This is a genomic window from Leyella stercorea DSM 18206 (genome assembly GCF_000235885.1).
GTDB lineage: Bacteria > Bacteroidota > Bacteroidia > Bacteroidales > Bacteroidaceae > Prevotella > Prevotella stercorea.
Map to the genome: position 1 here is coordinate 14,056 of NZ_JH379423.1, position 17,691 is coordinate 31,746.

The following is a 17,691-nucleotide window of genomic DNA, read 5'->3' on the forward strand; positions in this document are numbered from 1 at the left end:
TATGTATATATATATTATTTGTTAGAAAACAAAACTTCCAACTGTTTTCTATAGAATAGTAACAAAGTAACTACACCAACGCTGATACATGCATCAGCGAAGTTGAATACGGGGGAGAAGAATACATATTCAGAACCTCCGACATAAGGCATCCACTCTGGCCATGTGGTCTGAATGATTGGGAAGTAGAACATATCTACAACTTTACCATGAAGGAATGTAGAATATCCCTCACCAAACGGAACAAACTGCGAGACTGTAAATGGTGTTGAAGCATCGAATATCAAGCCATAAAACAGACAGTCGATTAAGTTGCCAGCAGCACCTGCAAGCACCATCGCAATTAATACGATGTATCCGATAGGTGCCTCATTTTTCTTGATTATCTTAGCAAGATAGTAACCAATAAAGCCTATAGCAAAGAGACGGAAGAGGCTGAGTACAAGTTTGTTTATGAATTTCATTCCATAAGCCATTCCGTTGTTTTCTATGAATTCGATATAGAACCAATCTGTCACTCGCTTAGCCTCGCCGAGTGTCATATTGGTCTTCACTTCAATTTTTATTATTTGGTCGATAAGCAGTATAGCTATAACAATAGCTATTGCTATCCATGCTTTAAATGTTTTGTTGTTCCGTATCATTGATTATTAAAAATATGGGAGTGTACCAAGTCCTTGCATACGTTATTATATATACAGTCTTGATACACTCACAATTAGTAGCGACTATTACTTTTTACGTGCATTCTTAGATGCGACACTAAGTGTAGCATGGGGTACAACGCGAAGACGTTCCTTTGGAATGAGTTCGCCTGTCATACGGTCAATACCATAAGTCTTATTCTCCACACGCACCAAAGCAGCTTCCAGTCCCATAATGAACTTTTGCTGACGATTAGCCATCTGTGCAATCTCTTCTTTTGATTGCGATGCACTACCCTCTTCGAGAGCTTTGTATGTAGGAGATGTATCTTCTATGCCATTGCCATCTGTATTACGCAGCTGCTCCATCATCGAATTAAAATCGCGACGAGCAAGGCGCAACTTTTCGTTAATTATCTCGCGGAACTCTTCAAGTTCCTCGTCCGAGTAACGTGTCTTTTCTGCCATGATTGATAGGGTTTAGTAAGATTGAATATTAGAGTTATTTAAGTAGAGGGCGTGTTGCGATGAACACGCCCTCTTGTGTTTGTTACGTATTAGTTCTTAACGATCTTCACATTGAGCTTGAAGTCGTCGATTTCAACCTCAACACCGTCGTTCTCTGCAACATTTATGTCGAGAGCAAGAACCTGCGACTTTATGTAATCAGCGTAACCTGCGATAGCGTTTTCTATGCGCTCGTTAGGCGAAACTGTTACATGAATACGGTCTGTAATCTCAAGACCCGACTCCTTACGGATGTTCTGAATGCGTGAGATGAGCTCACGAGCCATACCCTCGTTGCGGAGTTCGTCGGTAAGTTCAATCTCAAGAGCAACTGTCAGGTTACCCTCGTTGCTTACGAGCCAGCCCGGAATATCCTCAGAGATAATCTCTACGTCAGCCACCTCGACGGTAACGTCCTGACCCTCTACGTTCACAACGATGCTGCCGTTGTTCTCGAAGAGTGCAATTTGCTCCTGGTCGAAAGCAGAAACAGCTGCTGCGATGCCCTTCATGAGCTTGCCGAACTTCTTACCCATTGTGCGGAAGTTGCACTTCACCTTCTTCACGAGAACGCCGTTGCCCTCGACGAAGCGGAGTTCCTTCACGTTTACCTCGCTCAGGATCAAGTCCTTCACAGCCTCAATGTGGCGGCGCTGCTCCTCGCTTGCTGCCGGAACCATGATAGCCTGCAGCGGCTGACGCACAGCGATGTTCACCTTCTTGCGCAGAGCGTGAATCATTGAAGTGATGGTCTGTGCCATACCCATGCGGCTTTCAAGTTCGCTGTCGATAAGACTCTCGTCAGCTACCGGGAACTTAGCCAAGTGAACCGACTCTGTGCCCTCAAGCTCGTTTACGCCGAGGTCGCAGTAGAGCTGATCGGCAAAGAACGGAGCGAACGGAGCGAGCAACTTAGCCACGGTCTTAAGACAAGCATAGAGAGTCTGATAAGCAGCCAACTTGTCCTTAGACATGTCTGTACCCCAGAAACGTTTGCGGTTAAGACGAACGTACCAGTTGCTGAGGTCGTTGTTCACGAAGTCGATGATGAGACGACCGGCGCGTGTCGGGTCGTAGTCCTCCATCTCCTTTGTTACATTCTTCACGAGAGTGTTGAGCACAGAGAGCACCCAGCGGTCAATCTCCGGACGCTCTGCAACCGGAACAAGCTCTGCCTTAGCGTCGAACTCGTCAACGTTGGCATAGCCGCTGAAGAATGAGTAAGTATTATATAATGTACCGAAGAACTTGCGACGTACCTCGTCAACGCCCTTCGGGTCGTACTTGAGGTTGTCCCACGGCTCAGAGTTAGTCATCATGTAGAAGCGAACAGCGTCAGCACCGTACTCCTCTATCTGGTCGAACGGATTGACAGCGTTGCCCAAGTGTTTAGACATCTTGTTGCCCTTTGCGTCGAGCACAAGACCTGATGATATTACGTTCTTGAACGCAACCGAGTCGAACACCATTGTAGCGATAGCGTGCAATGTGAAGAACCAGCCACGTGTTTGGTCAACGCCCTCGTTGATGAAGTCAGCTGGGAAGAACTTTGGCGGTATAGCCACGCCTTCGTAGTTGCTGTTCACAAGAGCCTTGCGATCGTCCTCTGTGCCACGCGCCATCTCGCCCTCAAACGGATAGTGGAGCTGTGCATAAGGCATAGAACCAGAGTCGAACCAAACGTCGATGAGGTCGCTCTCGCGGTGCATCGGCTGACCCTCGTCGTTAACGAGTACGATATTGTCTACATACGGACGGTGGAGGTCTACGCGGTCGTAGTTCTCCTTAGAGTAGTCTCCCGGTACGAAGCCGTTGTCCTTAAGTGGGTTAGATGCCATAACGCCAGCAGCTACAGCTTTCTCGATTTCTACATAAAGCTCTGCGAGCGAACCGATACACTTCTCGCCGCGCTTGTCGTCGCGCCAGATAGGAAGCGGTGTACCCCAGAAGCGTGAACGCGAAAGGTTCCAGTCGTTGAGGTTCTCGAGCCAGTTGCCGAAGCGGCCCGAACCGGTTGATTCCGGCTGCCAGTTGATAGTCTTATTGAGTTCAACCATGCGCTCCTTGCAAGCTGTGTCCTTGATGAACCAGCTGTCGAGCGGATAATAGAGAATCGGCTTGTCTGTACGCCAGCAATGCGGATAGTTGTGCACGTGCTTCTCTGTGCGGAAAGCCTTGCCCTCCTGCTTCAGTTCCATGCAGAGCACCACGTTGAGGTCCTCAGCCTTGTCGGAAGCCGCCTTATCCCAAACGCCGTCGGCGTTGAACTTCGGGTCGTAAGCGTTCTTAACATAGTCGCCTGCGTGATGAGCATAGAGCACCTTGTCAACGCAAGCGTTCAAGAAGTTGTTGTCGAGATCCTCAATAGCGTAGAACTTACCCTGGAGGTCTACCATCGGGCGTGTCTCGCCCTTCTTATTAATAAGGTAGAGAGCCGGAATGTTAGCATCCTTAGCCACCTTGGCGTCGTCAGCACCGAATGTCGGAGCGATATGTACGATACCCGTACCGTCGTCTGTAGTAACATAGTCGCCGAGGATTACGCGGAAAGCCTCGCTCTCCATCTCAACAAACTTGTCGCGACCGTCTTCTGAAGCGAACACCTTGTCGGCATGAGCGGCAGCATAGTCGAGAACGAAAGCCGGAGCTTGGTCGTCAACCTTCTCGCACGGCTTAACCCACGGCATGAGCTGAGCGTAGTGCAAGCCCTCGAGCTCAGTGCCCTTCATGCGGTCGACGATGCGCCACGGGCAGAGTTTCTTCTCCTTGTCGAACGGCAGCAACTCGCCCTCTGTGCACTCCTGGTCAGCCTTGAGGTACGACTTGACGAGGTTCTCTGCCATAACAAGTGTTGCAGGCTCGCCGCTATAGAGGTTGTATGTCTCAACAGCCACGTAGTCGATCTTCGGACCAACGCAGAGAGCCACGTTTGAAGGCAATGTCCATGGAGTGGTTGTCCAAGCTACGAAGTAAGGCTTACCCCACTTTGTCCACTCTGCCTTCGGGTCCTTGATGAGGAACTGAGCGGTTACGGTCAAGTCCTTAACGTCGCGGTAGCAACCAGGCTGATTAAGCTCGTGAGAGCTAAGACCTGTGCCTGCACCCGGAGAGTACGGCTGGATAGTGTAACCCTTGAAGAGCAAGCCCTTGTTGTAGAGCTGCTTCAGAAGCCACCACAGAGTCTCTATGTATTTATTGTCGTATGTGATGTACGGATTGTCGAGGTCTACAAAGTATCCCATCTCTTCGGTGAGCTTGCGCCACTCGGCTGTGAACATCATGACGTTCTCGCGGCACTTGTGGTTGTACTCTTCTGTAGAGATATACTTCTCCGAATCCTTATTGTCAATATCCTTCTTTGTAATGCCAAGCTCCTTCTCTACGCCAAGCTCAACGGGAAGACCATGGGTATCCCAACCAGCCTTGCGCGGCACCTGAAAACCGTTCATTGTCTTATAGCGGTTGAAGGTATCCTTAATTGCACGAGCAAGCACATGGTGGATGCCCGGATGTCCGTTCGCCGAAGGAGGACCTTCGAAGAAGATAAATTGCGGACAGCCTTCGCGCTCATCGATAGACTTGTGGAAGACATCAAACTTCATCCACTTGTCTAAAATCTCTTTGTTTGTTTCAACGAGATTGAAACCTTTGTGTTCAACAAATTTGTTCGACATGTTTATATGTGTTTTTATATTTTCTATATTTAAGTTGCAAAGATACGCAAAATCGCGCATATTACGAGCAAAGTATATTGCATTTTAATTAAATGTTTGAAAAAAATGTTCCAACTGCAACTATTATCTTACAATATTATTGATGTTCATGGCTCTTAGCGTGATGTTTTAAGCAGGTCAACCTAAACTTTTCGGTAGCTCACACTAAACTTTTGAGTTCGTCAACTTGATGTTTTACAACCGTTCACCGTACGCAATCCAATCGGACGGCGTACGCAATCCAATCAGACACCGTACGCAATCCAATCAGGCGGCGAACGCTACGCGATGCCAGGTATTTAGCATTTGCATTGCAAAAAACATGGTTGTAATGCTACAATGCACAATATTTTCAGTAATTTTGCATAGAACAAACAAATCAGTATATATGTCATTAATATTACCGGACGGACTTCCTGCTATAGAGAGTCTGAAAGAAGAAAACATATTTATAGAAAACCGTGCTCAAACAGAGGACAGGAGCACACGCAAACTGAAGATAGCTCTTCTCAACATCATGCCGATAAAAGAGACTACAGAAACCGATTTTGCAAGGGTACTCTCCTACTCGCCGCTCAACATAGAGTTGACGCTAATGAAGTTGAGAACACACACGCCAAAACACGCTTCGCCTGAGCACATGGAGCGTTTCTACACCTATTTCGACGAACTAAAAGACGAGAAGTTCGACGGATTTATCGTGACTGGCGCGCCGATTGAGCACCTTGAGTTTGAGGACGTAAGCTACTGGAAGGAACTTTCGGAGATATTCGCTTGGGCTGATGCCAACGTAAAGAGCACGCTCTACATCTGCTGGGCGGCACAAGCCGGACTCTATTATCACTACGGAGTGCCTAAGCACCAGTTGCCGACAAAAAAGTTCGGCATCTTTCGTCAGAAAGTGATGACCCCTACACTGCCTCTGTTCCGCGGTTTCGACGACACGTTCAATATGCCGCACAGTCGCCATACCGAGGTGCGCGCGGAGGAGATACGCATACACTCGGAATTGGACATCGTAGCCGAGTCGGCGGAGAGTGGAACGAGCATCGTATATGCGCACAACGGCAGACAGATATTCATAACCGGACACATGGAGTATGAGCCGTACACGCTCGACAAGGAGTATCGTCGCGACAAGGACAAGCGCGATGATGTGGATGTGCCGCAGAACTATTATATTGACGACAATCCGGCGAACAAGCCTAACGTGACTTGGCGTGCGCACGCCAATCTGCTGTTCAACAACTGGATAAACTACTATTTGCTATGAGTAACGGATTAAGAAAGATAGAACTCTTGGCACCTGCCAAGAATCTCGAATGCGGCATCGCAGCCATCTACCATGGTGCTGATGCCGTATATATCGGTGCAGCCCAGTTCGGTGCTCGCCAGACTGCCGGTAACAGCACGGATGATATTGCCGAACTAACCCGATATGCGCATCAGTTCGGTGCGGCGGTGTACGTCACGGTGAATACTATCGTCTACGAGAAAGAACTTGCTGCCCTGGAGCATCTATTAAAACAGCTTGTAGAGATGGGCGTTGACGCTATACTGGTGCAGGATATGGCTGTACTCGAAATCTACAAGAAGCTGAAGGCTGAATACATGACACGCGGTTATCGCATGCCGGCTTTGCACGCTTCTACGCAGACCGACAACCGCTCAGCCGACAAGGTGAAGTGGCTGAAGGAGAACGGCTTCGAGCGTGTGGTATTGGCTCGTGAGTTGTCGTTAGAGGAGATTACGGATATACACAAGGCGCATCCTGATGTGGAGCTTGAGGCGTTCGTGCATGGTGCGTTGTGCGTGAGCTATTCGGGTGCGTGCTATGCTTCGCAGTATTTCTTCAACCGCAGTGCCAACAGAGGCGAGTGCGCGCAGTTCTGCCGTATGGCGTTCGACCTGAAGGATAGTGACGGCGAGACTCTCATCGAGGATAGCTATCTGCTTTCGCTTAAGGATATGTGCCAGCTCGACCGTCTGGGCGATCTGCTCGAAGCGGGTGTCTGCTCGCTGAAGATTGAAGGCAGACTGAAGGATGCCAACTACGTGAAGAATGTGGTGGCTACATATAGCGAGGCACTAAACGCTTACATCGCAAAGCATACAGGCAAGTATTGCCGTTCGTCGTATGGTCGGTGTACCTACACATTCACTCCTGCTTTGGAGAAGACATTCAACCGCGGATTTACGCACTACTTCTTCAACGGACGACAGAAGGATATCTCGTCGTTCAACACACCGAAGGCTATGGGCGAATACGTGGGGTATGTCAAGGAAATTCGCCGTGGGTCGTTCAATGTGGCAGGTACTGCAATGTTCGCCAACGGCGACGGTCTGTGCTTCTTCAACAGACAGAAAAAGTTGGAAGGTTTCCGCGTAAACCGCGTGGAAAACAACCGCCTCTTTCCTCTCACTATGCCTAAGAATCTGGAGCCGGGCATGGCGCTCTATCGCAATAACGACATCGAGTTTGAGCGTGCCATGCAGGGCAAGACAGCTACACGCAAGTTGCAGGTAAGATTCGTCGTGGATGTTGTAAACGGCAAACTTACATTTACAGCCACGGACGAATGCGGACGCAGCGCAAATGTAGTGCTCAAAGAAACTCCAGAAAAGGCTCAGAAGTCGCAGCATGACAATATTGTGAAACAGCTCGAGAAACTCGGCAATACTGTTTGGACTGCTAATGAAATCAGCATCAACAACTCGGCTGATGAATTCTTCATTCCGTCAAGCCGTCTCGCTGCGGTACGCAGAGAATTACTCGAAGCATTGGAGGACACTCCAGTCTCTAACCATACTGATAAGCAAGCGGTTGGTGAGACTGCGACTAATAGCATAAACGCAAACAATACAGTTTATGCAGACACAATAAATATCGCAAATGTAGCAAACACAACAGCGCAAAACTATTATGCAGCACATGGCGTAAAGAACGCACCAACGGCTTTCGAGTTGAACTCTGACTACAAGGCAGGTAGCACTACGGCCCCCTCTGCCGTACCTCCGCTTATGACGTGTCGCTACTGCCTGCGTTACGCCTTGGGCTATTGCGTGAAGAATGGTGGCAAACGTCCCACATGGCATGAGCCACTACATCTTGAAGCAAAGAACGGCATACGTGTGCGCCTTGCATTCAATTGTGCAAAATGTCAGATGGAGGTTTACGCAGAATAGTAACAATCTTAATTGAAAAGGAATTAGTTAATGCACAGATTTGTAAAATTCATATCATTACTGATAACAACGATGGCGTTGGTAGGGTGTTACCATTCTAATCCGAATGGTAAAGTTCTGCCTTCGACTGCTTCATCCTCTACGCAGACACATGAAGTGGCAGGATATAATCTCGACAGTGTAAGCGAGATGCAGAACTTCAACTACGAATTTTACAAGACTCACCACTATGCACAGAACTATAACTTCGTTGTGAGGAAAGACTCCATACATCTGCTCAAGCAACAACCAGAGGAGATGCTGAGCAATATGGAAATCGACTCATTCGCAATAAAGAAGAATTCGCACATCGTGGTGGCTGACATAAAGATACTGAAAGATGACCCAATAGACTCGGTTTGGATCGAAATAGCAAGCGATCAATACGAATTTGGCTGGATACACGAGAGCGAATTACTAAAGTCGGTGGTACCCGACGATCCCATATCACAGTTCATACTGACGTTCTCCGACGTACACCTGCTCATATTCCTCATCATTATCAGTTTGATAGCAGGAGGCTATGTTGTGTATCGCCTGCAACGTCGAAAAGTAAAGGTAGTACATTTCGACGATATCGACTCGTTCTATCCAACCCTGTTGGCAATAACCGTAGCTGCAGCAGCTACATTCTATTCGAGTATCCAGCTCTTTGCACCCGACACATGGCATTACTTCTACTTCCATCCCACGCTGAACCCATTTGCCTTGTCGCCAATACTCGCTGTGTTCTTGATATCGGTATGGTCAATGATGATAATCCTCATCGCCACCATTGATGATGTCTATCATAAGCTTTCGCCAACAGCAGCCACACTATACCTCTGCCGATTGGCAGCAGTCTGCGCTGCCAACTATATAATATTCAGCATTACCACATTATATTATATAGGATATGTAATATTGGTTGCATATATATATTATGCATTAAGAGTATACGCACGCAACAACTACTTTAAATACGTATGTGGTAATTGTGGAGCAAAGCTACATAAAAAGGGAGAATGTCCAAAATGTGGAGCTATGAATTCATAGCTCCACATTTTAGAATAAGAATGTACCACCAAAGGCAAGTATTACGTATCGTAAGAGTTTTCCTACGGCTATTGTCGTAAAAGCGATAGGTATGTTTGCCTTCATTAGTCCAAGCATAATAGTTATGGCACTTCCAAGAATCGGAAGAAATGCAAATATACCCATGAATGCGCCTCTACCACCCATGAAGCGTTCCGCCTTCTTCAGGCTCTCTGCACTAACGTGCAAATATTTTTCAATCCATTCGAGTTTACCTAATCGTCCTACCCCATAGTTGAAGTAAGATCCTAACGCATTGCCGATTGTTGCATATATCACGAGCGGAAGCGGCTCAAGACCTGCTGCTTGCAATGCGAGCATAACAGCCTCACTACTGAATGGGAAAAAACTACCCGCTAAGAACGATGCAACTAACATTCCCCAATATCCCCAGTCAACAAGAAAACTTAAAAGAGTGTCCATACGTTGCCTATTGTTATGCCAAGGGTTATTAATATGATTATGTAGAATGAAACATTTGTAACCTTTGTGTTCGTGAGCGCAATATAATGTGCTATCATTGGAGCAGTATTGACAATCAACAATGTCAAGAGAGGCTCTATCTGATTGGGTTGAAGCGCAATAAACACCATCAAACAAAGATTCATAACCGAGAATATCTCGAACAGCATACGCGTGCGGATTTTGTCCTTATAGTTGTTCAAGCGGAAATGTATCATACCTGTAATGGAAAGCAACGCAACAAAACACAGGGTAAAAATCTCTGCACGGCTCACTACTTGCCAGTCGGCTAATGGTCCAAATTCAAGTAAGGCTTTAAAATGTGGTACTATCAGTAATGCATTACCTGAAAACACTCCGTAGGCACCGACGAACCAATAGGGCAATATTAGTCCTAAGAGTGAAGCCACAATCATGCGCACATTACCTGCCATAATGTTAGTGAATAACAAAACCCATATAATCGGCACAAAATATAAGGTTTGAACAAATATAACACTCATTGTTCCCAATATCGCAAAGGCATAGAAAATTCTGCCAACAGCCCTCCCCTCCTGATAAATACTGAAGAAGAAAATGTAAAAAGCGATGGCAAGAACAGAAATAATGCTATTCGCAATATCTTCAAAAAGAAAGAACGCCATGGTCATAAGTACAAGATACGAGCATGAAACCATGCGGCTGAATATACGAATCAGGGCGTTCACATTATTCAACTGGAACATTAGGTAACCTGCAAAACCAAGCAAGGCCACCTGCAACCACCTGCCACCGCCAAACATACCTGACAGTGCACAAATGGTTAGTACATAAACAGTGGTTGCAGGGAGCGCAATGCGACTCTCTGCAACCTTATTTTGAAATCTTTTAACGTTCAAATCTAATGAGAATTATAAATCCTGACCGATGTCTCTACGGAAATACTTGTCCGTAAACTCTATCTTCTGTGCTTGAGTGAATGAGTTCTGCAAAGCCTCTGACTTGTCCTTGCCATAAGAACTTACGGCAATAACACGTCCACCGTTTGTCACAACCTTGCCGTTTTGCATCTTTGTGCCTGCGTGGAACACTACAGAGTCTTCAATCTTATCAAGGCCAGTTATCTCGTAGCCCTTTGCATAAGTCTGCGGATAGCCGCCACTTACAAGCATTACACATACTGCAGCACGCTCATCAAACTCAATGTCGCGCTTATCAAGGTTACCCTCTGCAACACCTTCAAACAAGTCGACGATATCGCTCTTCAGACGCAACATTACGGTTTCGGTTTCTGGATCGCCCATTCGGCAGTTGTACTCAATAACCATAGGTTCACCCTCGACATTGATAAGTCCGAAGAAGATGAAGCCCTTGTATTCGATGTTTTCTTCAGCAAGACCCTCTACTGTGGGACGGATAATGCGGTCTTCAACCTTCTGCATCCATTCCTTTGTAGCGAACGGAACTGGCGAAACGCTACCCATACCGCCGGTATTAAGACCCGTATCATGCTCACCGATGCGTTTGTAGTCCTTTGCCTCGGGCAGAATCTTATAGTTCTTACCATCAGTCAAAGCAAACACAGAGCACTCTATGCCGCTAAGGAACTCCTCGATAACTACGCGGGCTGAAGCGTTGCCGAACATACCACCAAGCATCTCCTTAAACTCCTTCTTTGCCTCTTCAAGTGTGGGGAGGATTAGAACGCCCTTGCCTGCGCACAGACCATCAGCCTTAAGCACATAAGGAGCCTTCAATGTCTCAAGGAACTTCAGACCTTTTTCTACTGTTGTGCCGTCGAATGTCTCGTATTTTGCTGTCGGAATGTTGTGGCGCTTCATGAACTGCTTTGCAAAGTCCTTGCTACCTTCCAGAACAGCACCTGACTTTGACGGACCGATAACCGGAACGTTCTTTGTGCGCTCGTCGTTCTTGAAGTCATCATATACGCCCTTCACCAATGGATCTTCCGGTCCGACAATTACCATGTCTACACCATTCTCCACAACGAAGTTCTTCAAAGCCTCAAAGTCATCGGCTTTAATATCTACATTCTCACCGACATTCTGTGTGCCTGCGTTACCTGGAGCGATAAAGAGCTTCTCCACCTTTGCGCTTTGAGCGATTTTCCAGGCCAATGCGTGCTCACGGCCACCGCTTCCTAACAATAGAACTTTCATTATATAATAATGTTTAATGATTAATGATTCGTGTTTTGTTGAAATTGCAGGAGGGTGTAACGGCAAATAGTTTAAGATGTTTACCGGCCGTTACGCCCTCCTGTTTATATAGATATTATTTCAAGTAATCCTCGAAATACTGTGTGATGCGCTCGTGCAGATGTACACTCTGATGACCGCGCATATTATGAGGCTCGCCTGGATACAAGAAGAAATCAGGCTGTGTGCCTGCGCCGATACATGCCTTGAGGAAAGTAAGGCAATGCTGCGGCACACAAGTCGGGTCGTTATAACCCTGGATAATCTGGAGCTTACCCTTCAAATTCTTGGCAGTGTTAAGGAGCGATGTCTTTGCATAGCCCTCCGGATTCTGCTGCGGTGTATCCATGTAACGCTCTCCATACATCACCTCGTACCACTTCCAGTCGATGACAGGTCCGCCAGCTACGCCAACCTTAAATATATCAGGATAGTTGGTCATGAGCGATATTGTCATAAAACCACCATAGCTCCAACCGTGTACGCCGATGCGGTCGGCATCTACGTAAGGAAGCGACTTGAGGTATTCTACGCCCTTCATTTGATCCTTCATTTCCTCCTGTCCGAGCTGACGGAATGTGACTTGCTCAAACTCCTTGCCACGATTTTCCGATCCGCGGTTATCAAGAATGAAAAGAACATATCCTTTCTGTGCCATGTATGTTTCCCAACTGCGACTGCTATAGTGCCAGCGAGCATCAACGTTATGTGCGTGTGGACCGCCGTACACATAGACAACAGTAGGATACTTCTTGTTCGGGTCGAAGTCTACCGGCTTAACCATACGCCAATAGAGGTCGGTTGTGCCGTCAGCAGCCTTCACAGTACCGCAGGTGTATTCAGGAACCTTATATCCCTTCCAAGGATCTTCTGCCTTGAAGTAAGAGAAACTTTTGCCGTTTGCAACATTCACAATAGCAATATTGCGCGGAATATTTGGCTCCGAATAGTTGTCGTAGATATACTGTCCGCTCTTGCTCAAAGATGCAGAGTGCCAGCCCTTGCCACCTTCGTCCATACGAGTGCGCTTACCAGTCTTCAGGTCTACAAAGAAGAGATTGCGCTGAATCGGACTTATCTCGTTTGATGCGATGACAACGCCCTTGCGCTTTGTGTTGAAGCCCATGAACTCGAGAACCTCCCACTTACCTTTAGTTAGCTGCTTCACCTCAAGCGAAACGGTATCGCCTGCCATACGACTGCCCGATTTGCCGATAGTGCAAAGATAGAGATGGTTGTAGCCATCAATACGACTCTGCATAAGGAATGTGCTATTGTCCCATGGTAAAAAAACGATCGGGTGCTGTGGCTCAACATATTTCGCATCGGTCTCGCGATAGAGTTCGCCTGTCTTCTCGCCAGTTGTAGCATCATAGCTTGTGAGTCGGCAATCGTTCTGGTCGCGATTAAGCTCAAACATATACACGGTCTTGTCGTCTGGCGACCACGCTATGTTTGTGAAGTAACGATCCGTTGGGTCACCTGCCTTTAGATAAACAGTCTTGCCTGTGTTTATATCAAACACACCAACAGTAACCTTGTGGCTTGTCTCGCCAGCCATCGGGTACTTCTCAGGAGCAAGAGTTGCTATGCGCGACTTGCCATTCTCCGGCTGGAAGCTAACTTCTGGTATATTTACAAGTGGATAGTCTGTCACCATGCTCTGGTCCATGCGATAGAAAGCAAGTTTCTCACCGCTGTTGCTGAAGAATGTGCCCTTACGGATTCCGAACTCATCACGATGAACGCTCTGACCATAGACAATCTCACGTGAACCGTCAGTAGACAACTGCCACTTCTGGTCGCCACGTGATACATAGAGGTTGTTATCCTTAAGATAAGCGATAGCATCGCTCTTTGCGTTCATCTCAAGCATATACTCGCCGTCAACGAACTCGTTACATTTCTTCAATGAGCCACTCTTGAAGTCGATGGTATATATGCGCTCGCCGGTGTTAACCACAACGAGCGACTTGTCGGCATAAGGGAAAGATGCGCCACGCAAAGAGCGCACTTTGATATCCTTTGTCGGACCAGCCCATTGGTTAACCTGACTTACCGTGAAGAGCAGTGTCTCCTTGCCGTTCTGCTTGTTCACAAGATAGCAAGCGTCAGATTCAACACGCACAAGCAGATCGCCCCACCACACGCAGTTACGGTTCTGGGGCACGAAGTTGCGATAGTTCTTACCACCAAAGTTGAGATCTTCGAGTGTGAAAGATTTCAACTCCTGAGCATTCATGTTAAGCGAGGTGAACAACCCCAGCAAAACTGTAAAAAACTTAATCTTCATTGTCAAAATCTCTGTTAGAACGTTTTCTGTCACTCTTGCCATAGCGTGAGCCTTTGCCGAAAGACTTGCCGCCCTTGTCGCCGAAGCCTTTACCCTTAAAGCTCTTGCCCTTGAAGTCTTTATCGTCACGATCAAAGCGGTCTCGGCTCTTTCTGTCGTTTCCGCCACGACGGTCGTCGTTCTGCTTGCGACGCTCTATAGAGTGGAACTTGAACGAGCGGATATCTGATTCTGCATTCTCCTCGTCTTCGTCAAGACGCTTCTTGAACTCGCGGTTCTTCTTGAAGCGATGCTTCTCTGCCATCTGACGCTTCTCATCCTCAGTCTTCACAATGCCACCCTCCTGACGGAAGTCCTTCATGGTGCCGTCGAAGATTGCGTACTTGCGGAATTCACACTCCAAAGATCCGTTGTAAACCGGAATCTTGATAGACGGCTTCAAGCCGATTGCCTCAAAGCACTCCTCGCGATAGCTGAGGACCCAAGCCTCGTTACCCATGAAAGCATGCTTCAGACGCTCACCAATCATCTTGTATGTATTGAGCAAGTTCGGAGTAGAGATACGCTCACCATAAGGCGGGTTAACAACAAGCAGACTCTTCTCCTTTGGCTGAGTGAAGTCCTTGAAGTCGGCGTTCTCTACCGTAATATCATTAGAAAGACCTGCTGCACGCACGTTCAGACGCGCTGTGTTTACAGCCTTCATGTCGATATCGTAACCATAGATGTGGTGTGTGAACTCACGCTCCTGTGAATCATCGTTGTAGATTGTATCGAACAACTCAGCATCGAAGTCAGGCCACTTCTCGAAAGCGAACTCCTTGCGGAAGATACCAGGGCTCATATTGTGAGCAATAAGCGCGGCCTCTACGAGCAAAGTACCCGAACCACACATAGGATCAATGAAGTCGGTCTCACCACGCCAACCTGTCATAAGAATCATACCTGCAGCAAGCACTTCGTTAAGCGGAGCTTCAACCGACTCCTGACGATAGCCGCGACGATGAAGCGACTCGCCACTTGAGTCAAGTGACAATGTCGCATCAGCCTCTGCTATATGGATGTTCAAGCGAATGTCTGGGTTGCTTACAGAAATATTAGGGCGTGTACCAGTATTCTCACGGAATTGGTCGACGATAGCGTCCTTGACCTTATATGTAACGAAACGTGAGTTGCGGAATTCTTCAGAATACACTACAGAATCGACTGAGAAAGTCTTTCCCTTTTCGATGTACTTACTCCAATCGATTTTCTTTACCTCTTCATAAACCTCATCAGCCGAGCGAGCCTTGAATCTTGCGATAGGCTTTAATATACGAATAGCTGTGTGAAGTTGGAAGTTTGCACGATACATCATTTCTTTGTCACCTGTAAATGACACCATACGACGACCTATCTGTACATTGTTTGCACCCAATTGGGTAAGTTCTTTTGCCAATACCGGCTCTAAGCCCATGAAGGTTTTGGCAATAAGTTCGAATTCATTCATATTTTTAATAAAAGCAATTGTTTCTTACGAAAGTTTAATCGGTACAAAATTACGAATAATTATCAAGAAACTACAATGATATAAATACAAACTTCAAAAATAAAACACATAAAAAGAAAAAGCGACCCATAATTGAGTCGCTTTTATAATAAATCAAATATTTGAGCCGATACCCGGACTCGAACCGGGGACCCACGCATTACGAATGCGTTGCTCTACCAACTGAGCCATATCGGCTTCTACTATTTGCTCAAATGCGATGCAAAGGTATCGTTTTTTTTCCTATACTGCAAATTTATACAGCCTTTTTTGGTAAAAAACTTTCTTGCAAGCGTCTTGTTAGAACCTGTAGCCAAGCGTAAGTATCAGTTGATGATGCTTGTTGCTCACCTTCTGACCATCGCAGAAGTTATCGTATCCAGGGTAATATTTGCTTTGATCACCATTAACAGCATCTAAGTCAGAGTAGCTCATAAATGGGAAGAACTCACCAGTTGTACGACTATATTGATATGCCAAGTCTATAGAGAACTTCTTATACGTATAACCTGCACCTGCTGTCACTCGATTTGTCGCATTCCAATTAGTATAATCGGTTGACGAACTATAATAAGTGCTATACGAGTTCAATGTTCCATCCTTGTAGCCATTCTTGTTGTACATCGGCGAGACATAGTTGTAACCAAGGCGCACTGCAAGATTTGGCATAGGCTTGTACTCAGCACCCACCTTCACCGTAGATACGCCCTTAAGCACATTCTTTATGTTGCCCTTCATTGCCTGGTCGCGTGAGGATTCTTCGTAGTAATTACCCCAATAGTCGTAAACGCCACCTTCATTTACGCGAATATCCGAATAGCTATAGTCAGCATATTCATAGGTGGCACCCAAAGCCAAGTGTTGACCTACCGTGTATCCAAGACTTCCGCCAAAAAGCCAAGGGGTATAGAACTTATAATCGTATCGTCCGCTTGTGGACTTGTTACCGTTACCACAGCCGTCAGCGAGTTTGCTTACAAGCGTTGTTCTGTTCTCTGTTTTCAGGTCGTACCAAGTCGGAGTGTGTACATACAAACCTACTCGGAATGGGGAGTCTTCTATTGGACGGAAGATAACACCTGCCTTTATGTCAAAGCCAGTACCAGATATGGTACGTTCGTCAGCAATCGTTACACTGCCGATCGGATTCTGTGCATTATTAACAAGTCGTTCTGTGTACTCTGAGGCATGACTGTAGTTTACATCATAGAGTCCAAACGTCAAACCCCAGTAAAAACGATTACGAGAGTTTCCGCTGATATTGAAGTTGTACTCTCCGATATATCCGCTTGTGCCGCGAAAGAAGTCGTATCCGTCAGCATTGTAGTATGCGGCTCGAAGATTGCCCGACGCATCTAATACTCCGCTGGCATCTCCAAGATAGTTTCCACCGTTATAGCCATTAGCGTTCATACCAACGAGTTGGGAGTTTTTATCGTTTAGCAATGCATTGCTATAAAGATAATCCACTTGGTTATATGGTAAGTCGGGATTATTGTTTGTTCCCCATTGGCTTGTGAGCTCTCCGTTACGTTTCTCCAAACGATACAAATCGTTGTAATTCTTCATGCTCGACAGTTTGTTCTGCGAAGCACCATTCAAACGTCCCGTAGCCGTAAGTATTTGGTTGAAATTACGGCTCTTTGTGTAACTTACACCAAAGTTGACATACGAATTTCTTCCAGAACGCATTGTATGCACAAAGCCAGCATGGTCGAAACTTGCTTTAGTCTTTCGTTTTCCAATATCCGCTGCGTCCGATTGGCTGTTGAAGCCAAACGAACCACTTATCATACTACGACGAAAGAGTCCTATACCTGCAGGATTGGATGACATTGTAGAAATGTCGGCTCCCAATGCTTCCATAGCACCGCCCATACCTACATAGCGCGCTGTGCCATTCAAGTCTTTCGATGCAAGTTGCGCATTATCATATGTTTCTTGACCCATTGCTGCAACACCAAGCATTGTAAACGAAAAGGCCATTATAATCTTTTTCATTGCTAATCAGTTTAAATTAATATTTTGAAGTGCTAACCCTACAGCA

General features: G+C 46.5%; 12 protein-coding genes and 1 tRNA gene. 3 read left to right on the plus strand and 10 right to left on the minus strand.

The genetic code is table 11. The annotated features are described in order from the left end of the window. Nucleotides 1–14: 14 nt before the first annotated feature. The 3 genes from HMPREF0673_RS06170 to ileS all read right to left on the minus strand — a co-directional run bounded on the left by HMPREF0673_RS06170 (nucleotide 15) and on the right by ileS (nucleotide 4,825). Nucleotides 15–644, minus strand: coding sequence for a lipoprotein signal peptidase (locus tag HMPREF0673_RS06170; protein ID WP_007899558.1), 630 nt, complete (start codon nucleotides 642–644; stop codon nucleotides 15–17). A gap of 87 nt (nucleotides 645–731) precedes the next feature. Further along, nucleotides 732–1,112 (minus strand): TraR/DksA family transcriptional regulator, encoded by a 381-nt coding sequence (locus HMPREF0673_RS06175; protein WP_007899560.1) that lies wholly within the window; start codon nucleotides 1,110–1,112, stop codon nucleotides 732–734. A gap of 89 nt (nucleotides 1,113–1,201) precedes the next feature. After that, entirely contained in the window at nucleotides 1,202–4,825 is a 3,624-nt protein-coding gene (gene ileS / locus HMPREF0673_RS06180; protein WP_040596561.1) for an isoleucine--tRNA ligase, read from the minus strand. 427 nt (nucleotides 4,826–5,252) lie between these two features. On the opposite strand from ileS, the gene HMPREF0673_RS06185 reads away from it, so the two are divergent. From HMPREF0673_RS06185 to HMPREF0673_RS06195, 3 genes are read left to right on the plus strand one after another with little or no spacing between them, the layout of a single operon-like run. Further along, entirely contained in the window at nucleotides 5,253–6,137 is an 885-nt protein-coding gene (locus HMPREF0673_RS06185) for a homoserine O-succinyltransferase (RefSeq protein ID WP_007899562.1), read from the plus strand. Then, a complete protein-coding gene (locus HMPREF0673_RS06190; protein ID WP_007899566.1) occupies nucleotides 6,134–8,050 on the plus strand; it encodes a peptidase U32 family protein in 1,917 nt (638 codons plus the stop codon). The genes HMPREF0673_RS06185 and HMPREF0673_RS06190 overlap by 4 nt, the downstream gene beginning before the upstream one ends. A gap of 30 nt (nucleotides 8,051–8,080) precedes the next feature. Then, on the plus strand, nucleotides 8,081–9,124 hold the full coding sequence (locus HMPREF0673_RS06195) for a zinc ribbon domain-containing protein (RefSeq protein WP_040596563.1): 1,044 nt from the start codon (nucleotides 8,081–8,083) through the stop codon (nucleotides 9,122–9,124). A gap of 9 nt (nucleotides 9,125–9,133) precedes the next feature. Here HMPREF0673_RS06195 and HMPREF0673_RS06200 read toward each other — a convergent pair whose 3' ends face one another. The 7 genes from HMPREF0673_RS06200 to HMPREF0673_RS06230 form a co-directional block, all read right to left on the minus strand. Then, nucleotides 9,134–9,586 (minus strand): YqaA family protein, encoded by a 453-nt coding sequence (locus HMPREF0673_RS06200; protein ID WP_007899571.1) that lies wholly within the window; start codon nucleotides 9,584–9,586, stop codon nucleotides 9,134–9,136. Next, the gene (locus HMPREF0673_RS06205; RefSeq protein WP_040596564.1) at nucleotides 9,571–10,503 is read right to left on the minus strand and encodes a hypothetical protein; all 933 of its coding nucleotides are present in this window, start codon (nucleotides 10,501–10,503) and stop codon (nucleotides 9,571–9,573) included. Before HMPREF0673_RS06205 ends, HMPREF0673_RS06200 begins: the two co-directional genes overlap by 16 nt. A 12-nt stretch (nucleotides 10,504–10,515) precedes the next feature. Further along, nucleotides 10,516–11,784 (minus strand): phosphoribosylamine--glycine ligase, encoded by a 1,269-nt coding sequence (purD, locus tag HMPREF0673_RS06210; protein ID WP_007899579.1) that lies wholly within the window; start codon nucleotides 11,782–11,784, stop codon nucleotides 10,516–10,518. Between the two features lie 115 nt (nucleotides 11,785–11,899). Then, nucleotides 11,900–14,116 carry a S9 family peptidase gene (locus HMPREF0673_RS06215; RefSeq protein ID WP_007899581.1) on the minus strand — a complete coding sequence of 739 codons (2,217 nt, stop codon included), beginning with the start codon at nucleotides 14,114–14,116 and terminating at the stop codon, nucleotides 11,900–11,902. Further along, entirely contained in the window at nucleotides 14,106–15,605 is a 1,500-nt protein-coding gene (locus HMPREF0673_RS06220; protein WP_007899583.1) for a THUMP domain-containing class I SAM-dependent RNA methyltransferase, read from the minus strand. Before HMPREF0673_RS06220 ends, HMPREF0673_RS06215 begins: the two co-directional genes overlap by 11 nt. A gap of 164 nt (nucleotides 15,606–15,769) precedes the next feature. Continuing rightward, a tRNA-Thr gene (locus HMPREF0673_RS06225) sits at nucleotides 15,770–15,842 on the minus strand. A gap of 102 nt (nucleotides 15,843–15,944) precedes the next feature. Beyond that, complete coding sequence (locus HMPREF0673_RS06230; protein WP_007899585.1) at nucleotides 15,945–17,645, minus strand: PorV/PorQ family protein; 1,701 nt, start codon at nucleotides 17,643–17,645, stop codon at nucleotides 15,945–15,947. Nucleotides 17,646–17,691: the final 46 nt, after the last annotated feature.

What these genes read in the sequence shown, in the direction of transcription:
- HMPREF0673_RS06170 (WP_007899558.1), bottom strand. Translation starts at nt 644, where the DNA reads ATGATACGGAACAACAAAACATTTAAAGCATGGATAGCAATAGCTATT.
- HMPREF0673_RS06175 (WP_007899560.1), bottom strand. Translation starts at nt 1,112, where the DNA reads ATGGCAGAAAAGACACGTTACTCGGACGAGGAACTTGAAGAGTTCCGC.
- ileS (WP_040596561.1), bottom strand. Translation starts at nt 4,825, where the DNA reads ATGTCGAACAAATTTGTTGAACACAAAGGTTTCAATCTCGTTGAAACA.
- HMPREF0673_RS06185 (WP_007899562.1), top strand. Translation starts at nt 5,253, where the DNA reads ATGTCATTAATATTACCGGACGGACTTCCTGCTATAGAGAGTCTGAAA.
- HMPREF0673_RS06190 (WP_007899566.1), top strand. Translation starts at nt 6,134, where the DNA reads ATGAGTAACGGATTAAGAAAGATAGAACTCTTGGCACCTGCCAAGAAT.
- HMPREF0673_RS06195 (WP_040596563.1), top strand. Translation starts at nt 8,081, where the DNA reads ATGCACAGATTTGTAAAATTCATATCATTACTGATAACAACGATGGCG.
- HMPREF0673_RS06200 (WP_007899571.1), bottom strand. Translation starts at nt 9,586, where the DNA reads ATGGACACTCTTTTAAGTTTTCTTGTTGACTGGGGATATTGGGGAATG.
- purD (WP_007899579.1), bottom strand. Translation starts at nt 11,784, where the DNA reads ATGAAAGTTCTATTGTTAGGAAGCGGTGGCCGTGAGCACGCATTGGCC.
- HMPREF0673_RS06215 (WP_007899581.1), bottom strand. Translation starts at nt 14,116, where the DNA reads ATGAAGATTAAGTTTTTTACAGTTTTGCTGGGGTTGTTCACCTCGCTT.
- HMPREF0673_RS06220 (WP_007899583.1), bottom strand. Translation starts at nt 15,605, where the DNA reads ATGAATGAATTCGAACTTATTGCCAAAACCTTCATGGGCTTAGAGCCG.
- HMPREF0673_RS06230 (WP_007899585.1), bottom strand. Translation starts at nt 17,645, where the DNA reads ATGAAAAAGATTATAATGGCCTTTTCGTTTACAATGCTTGGTGTTGCA.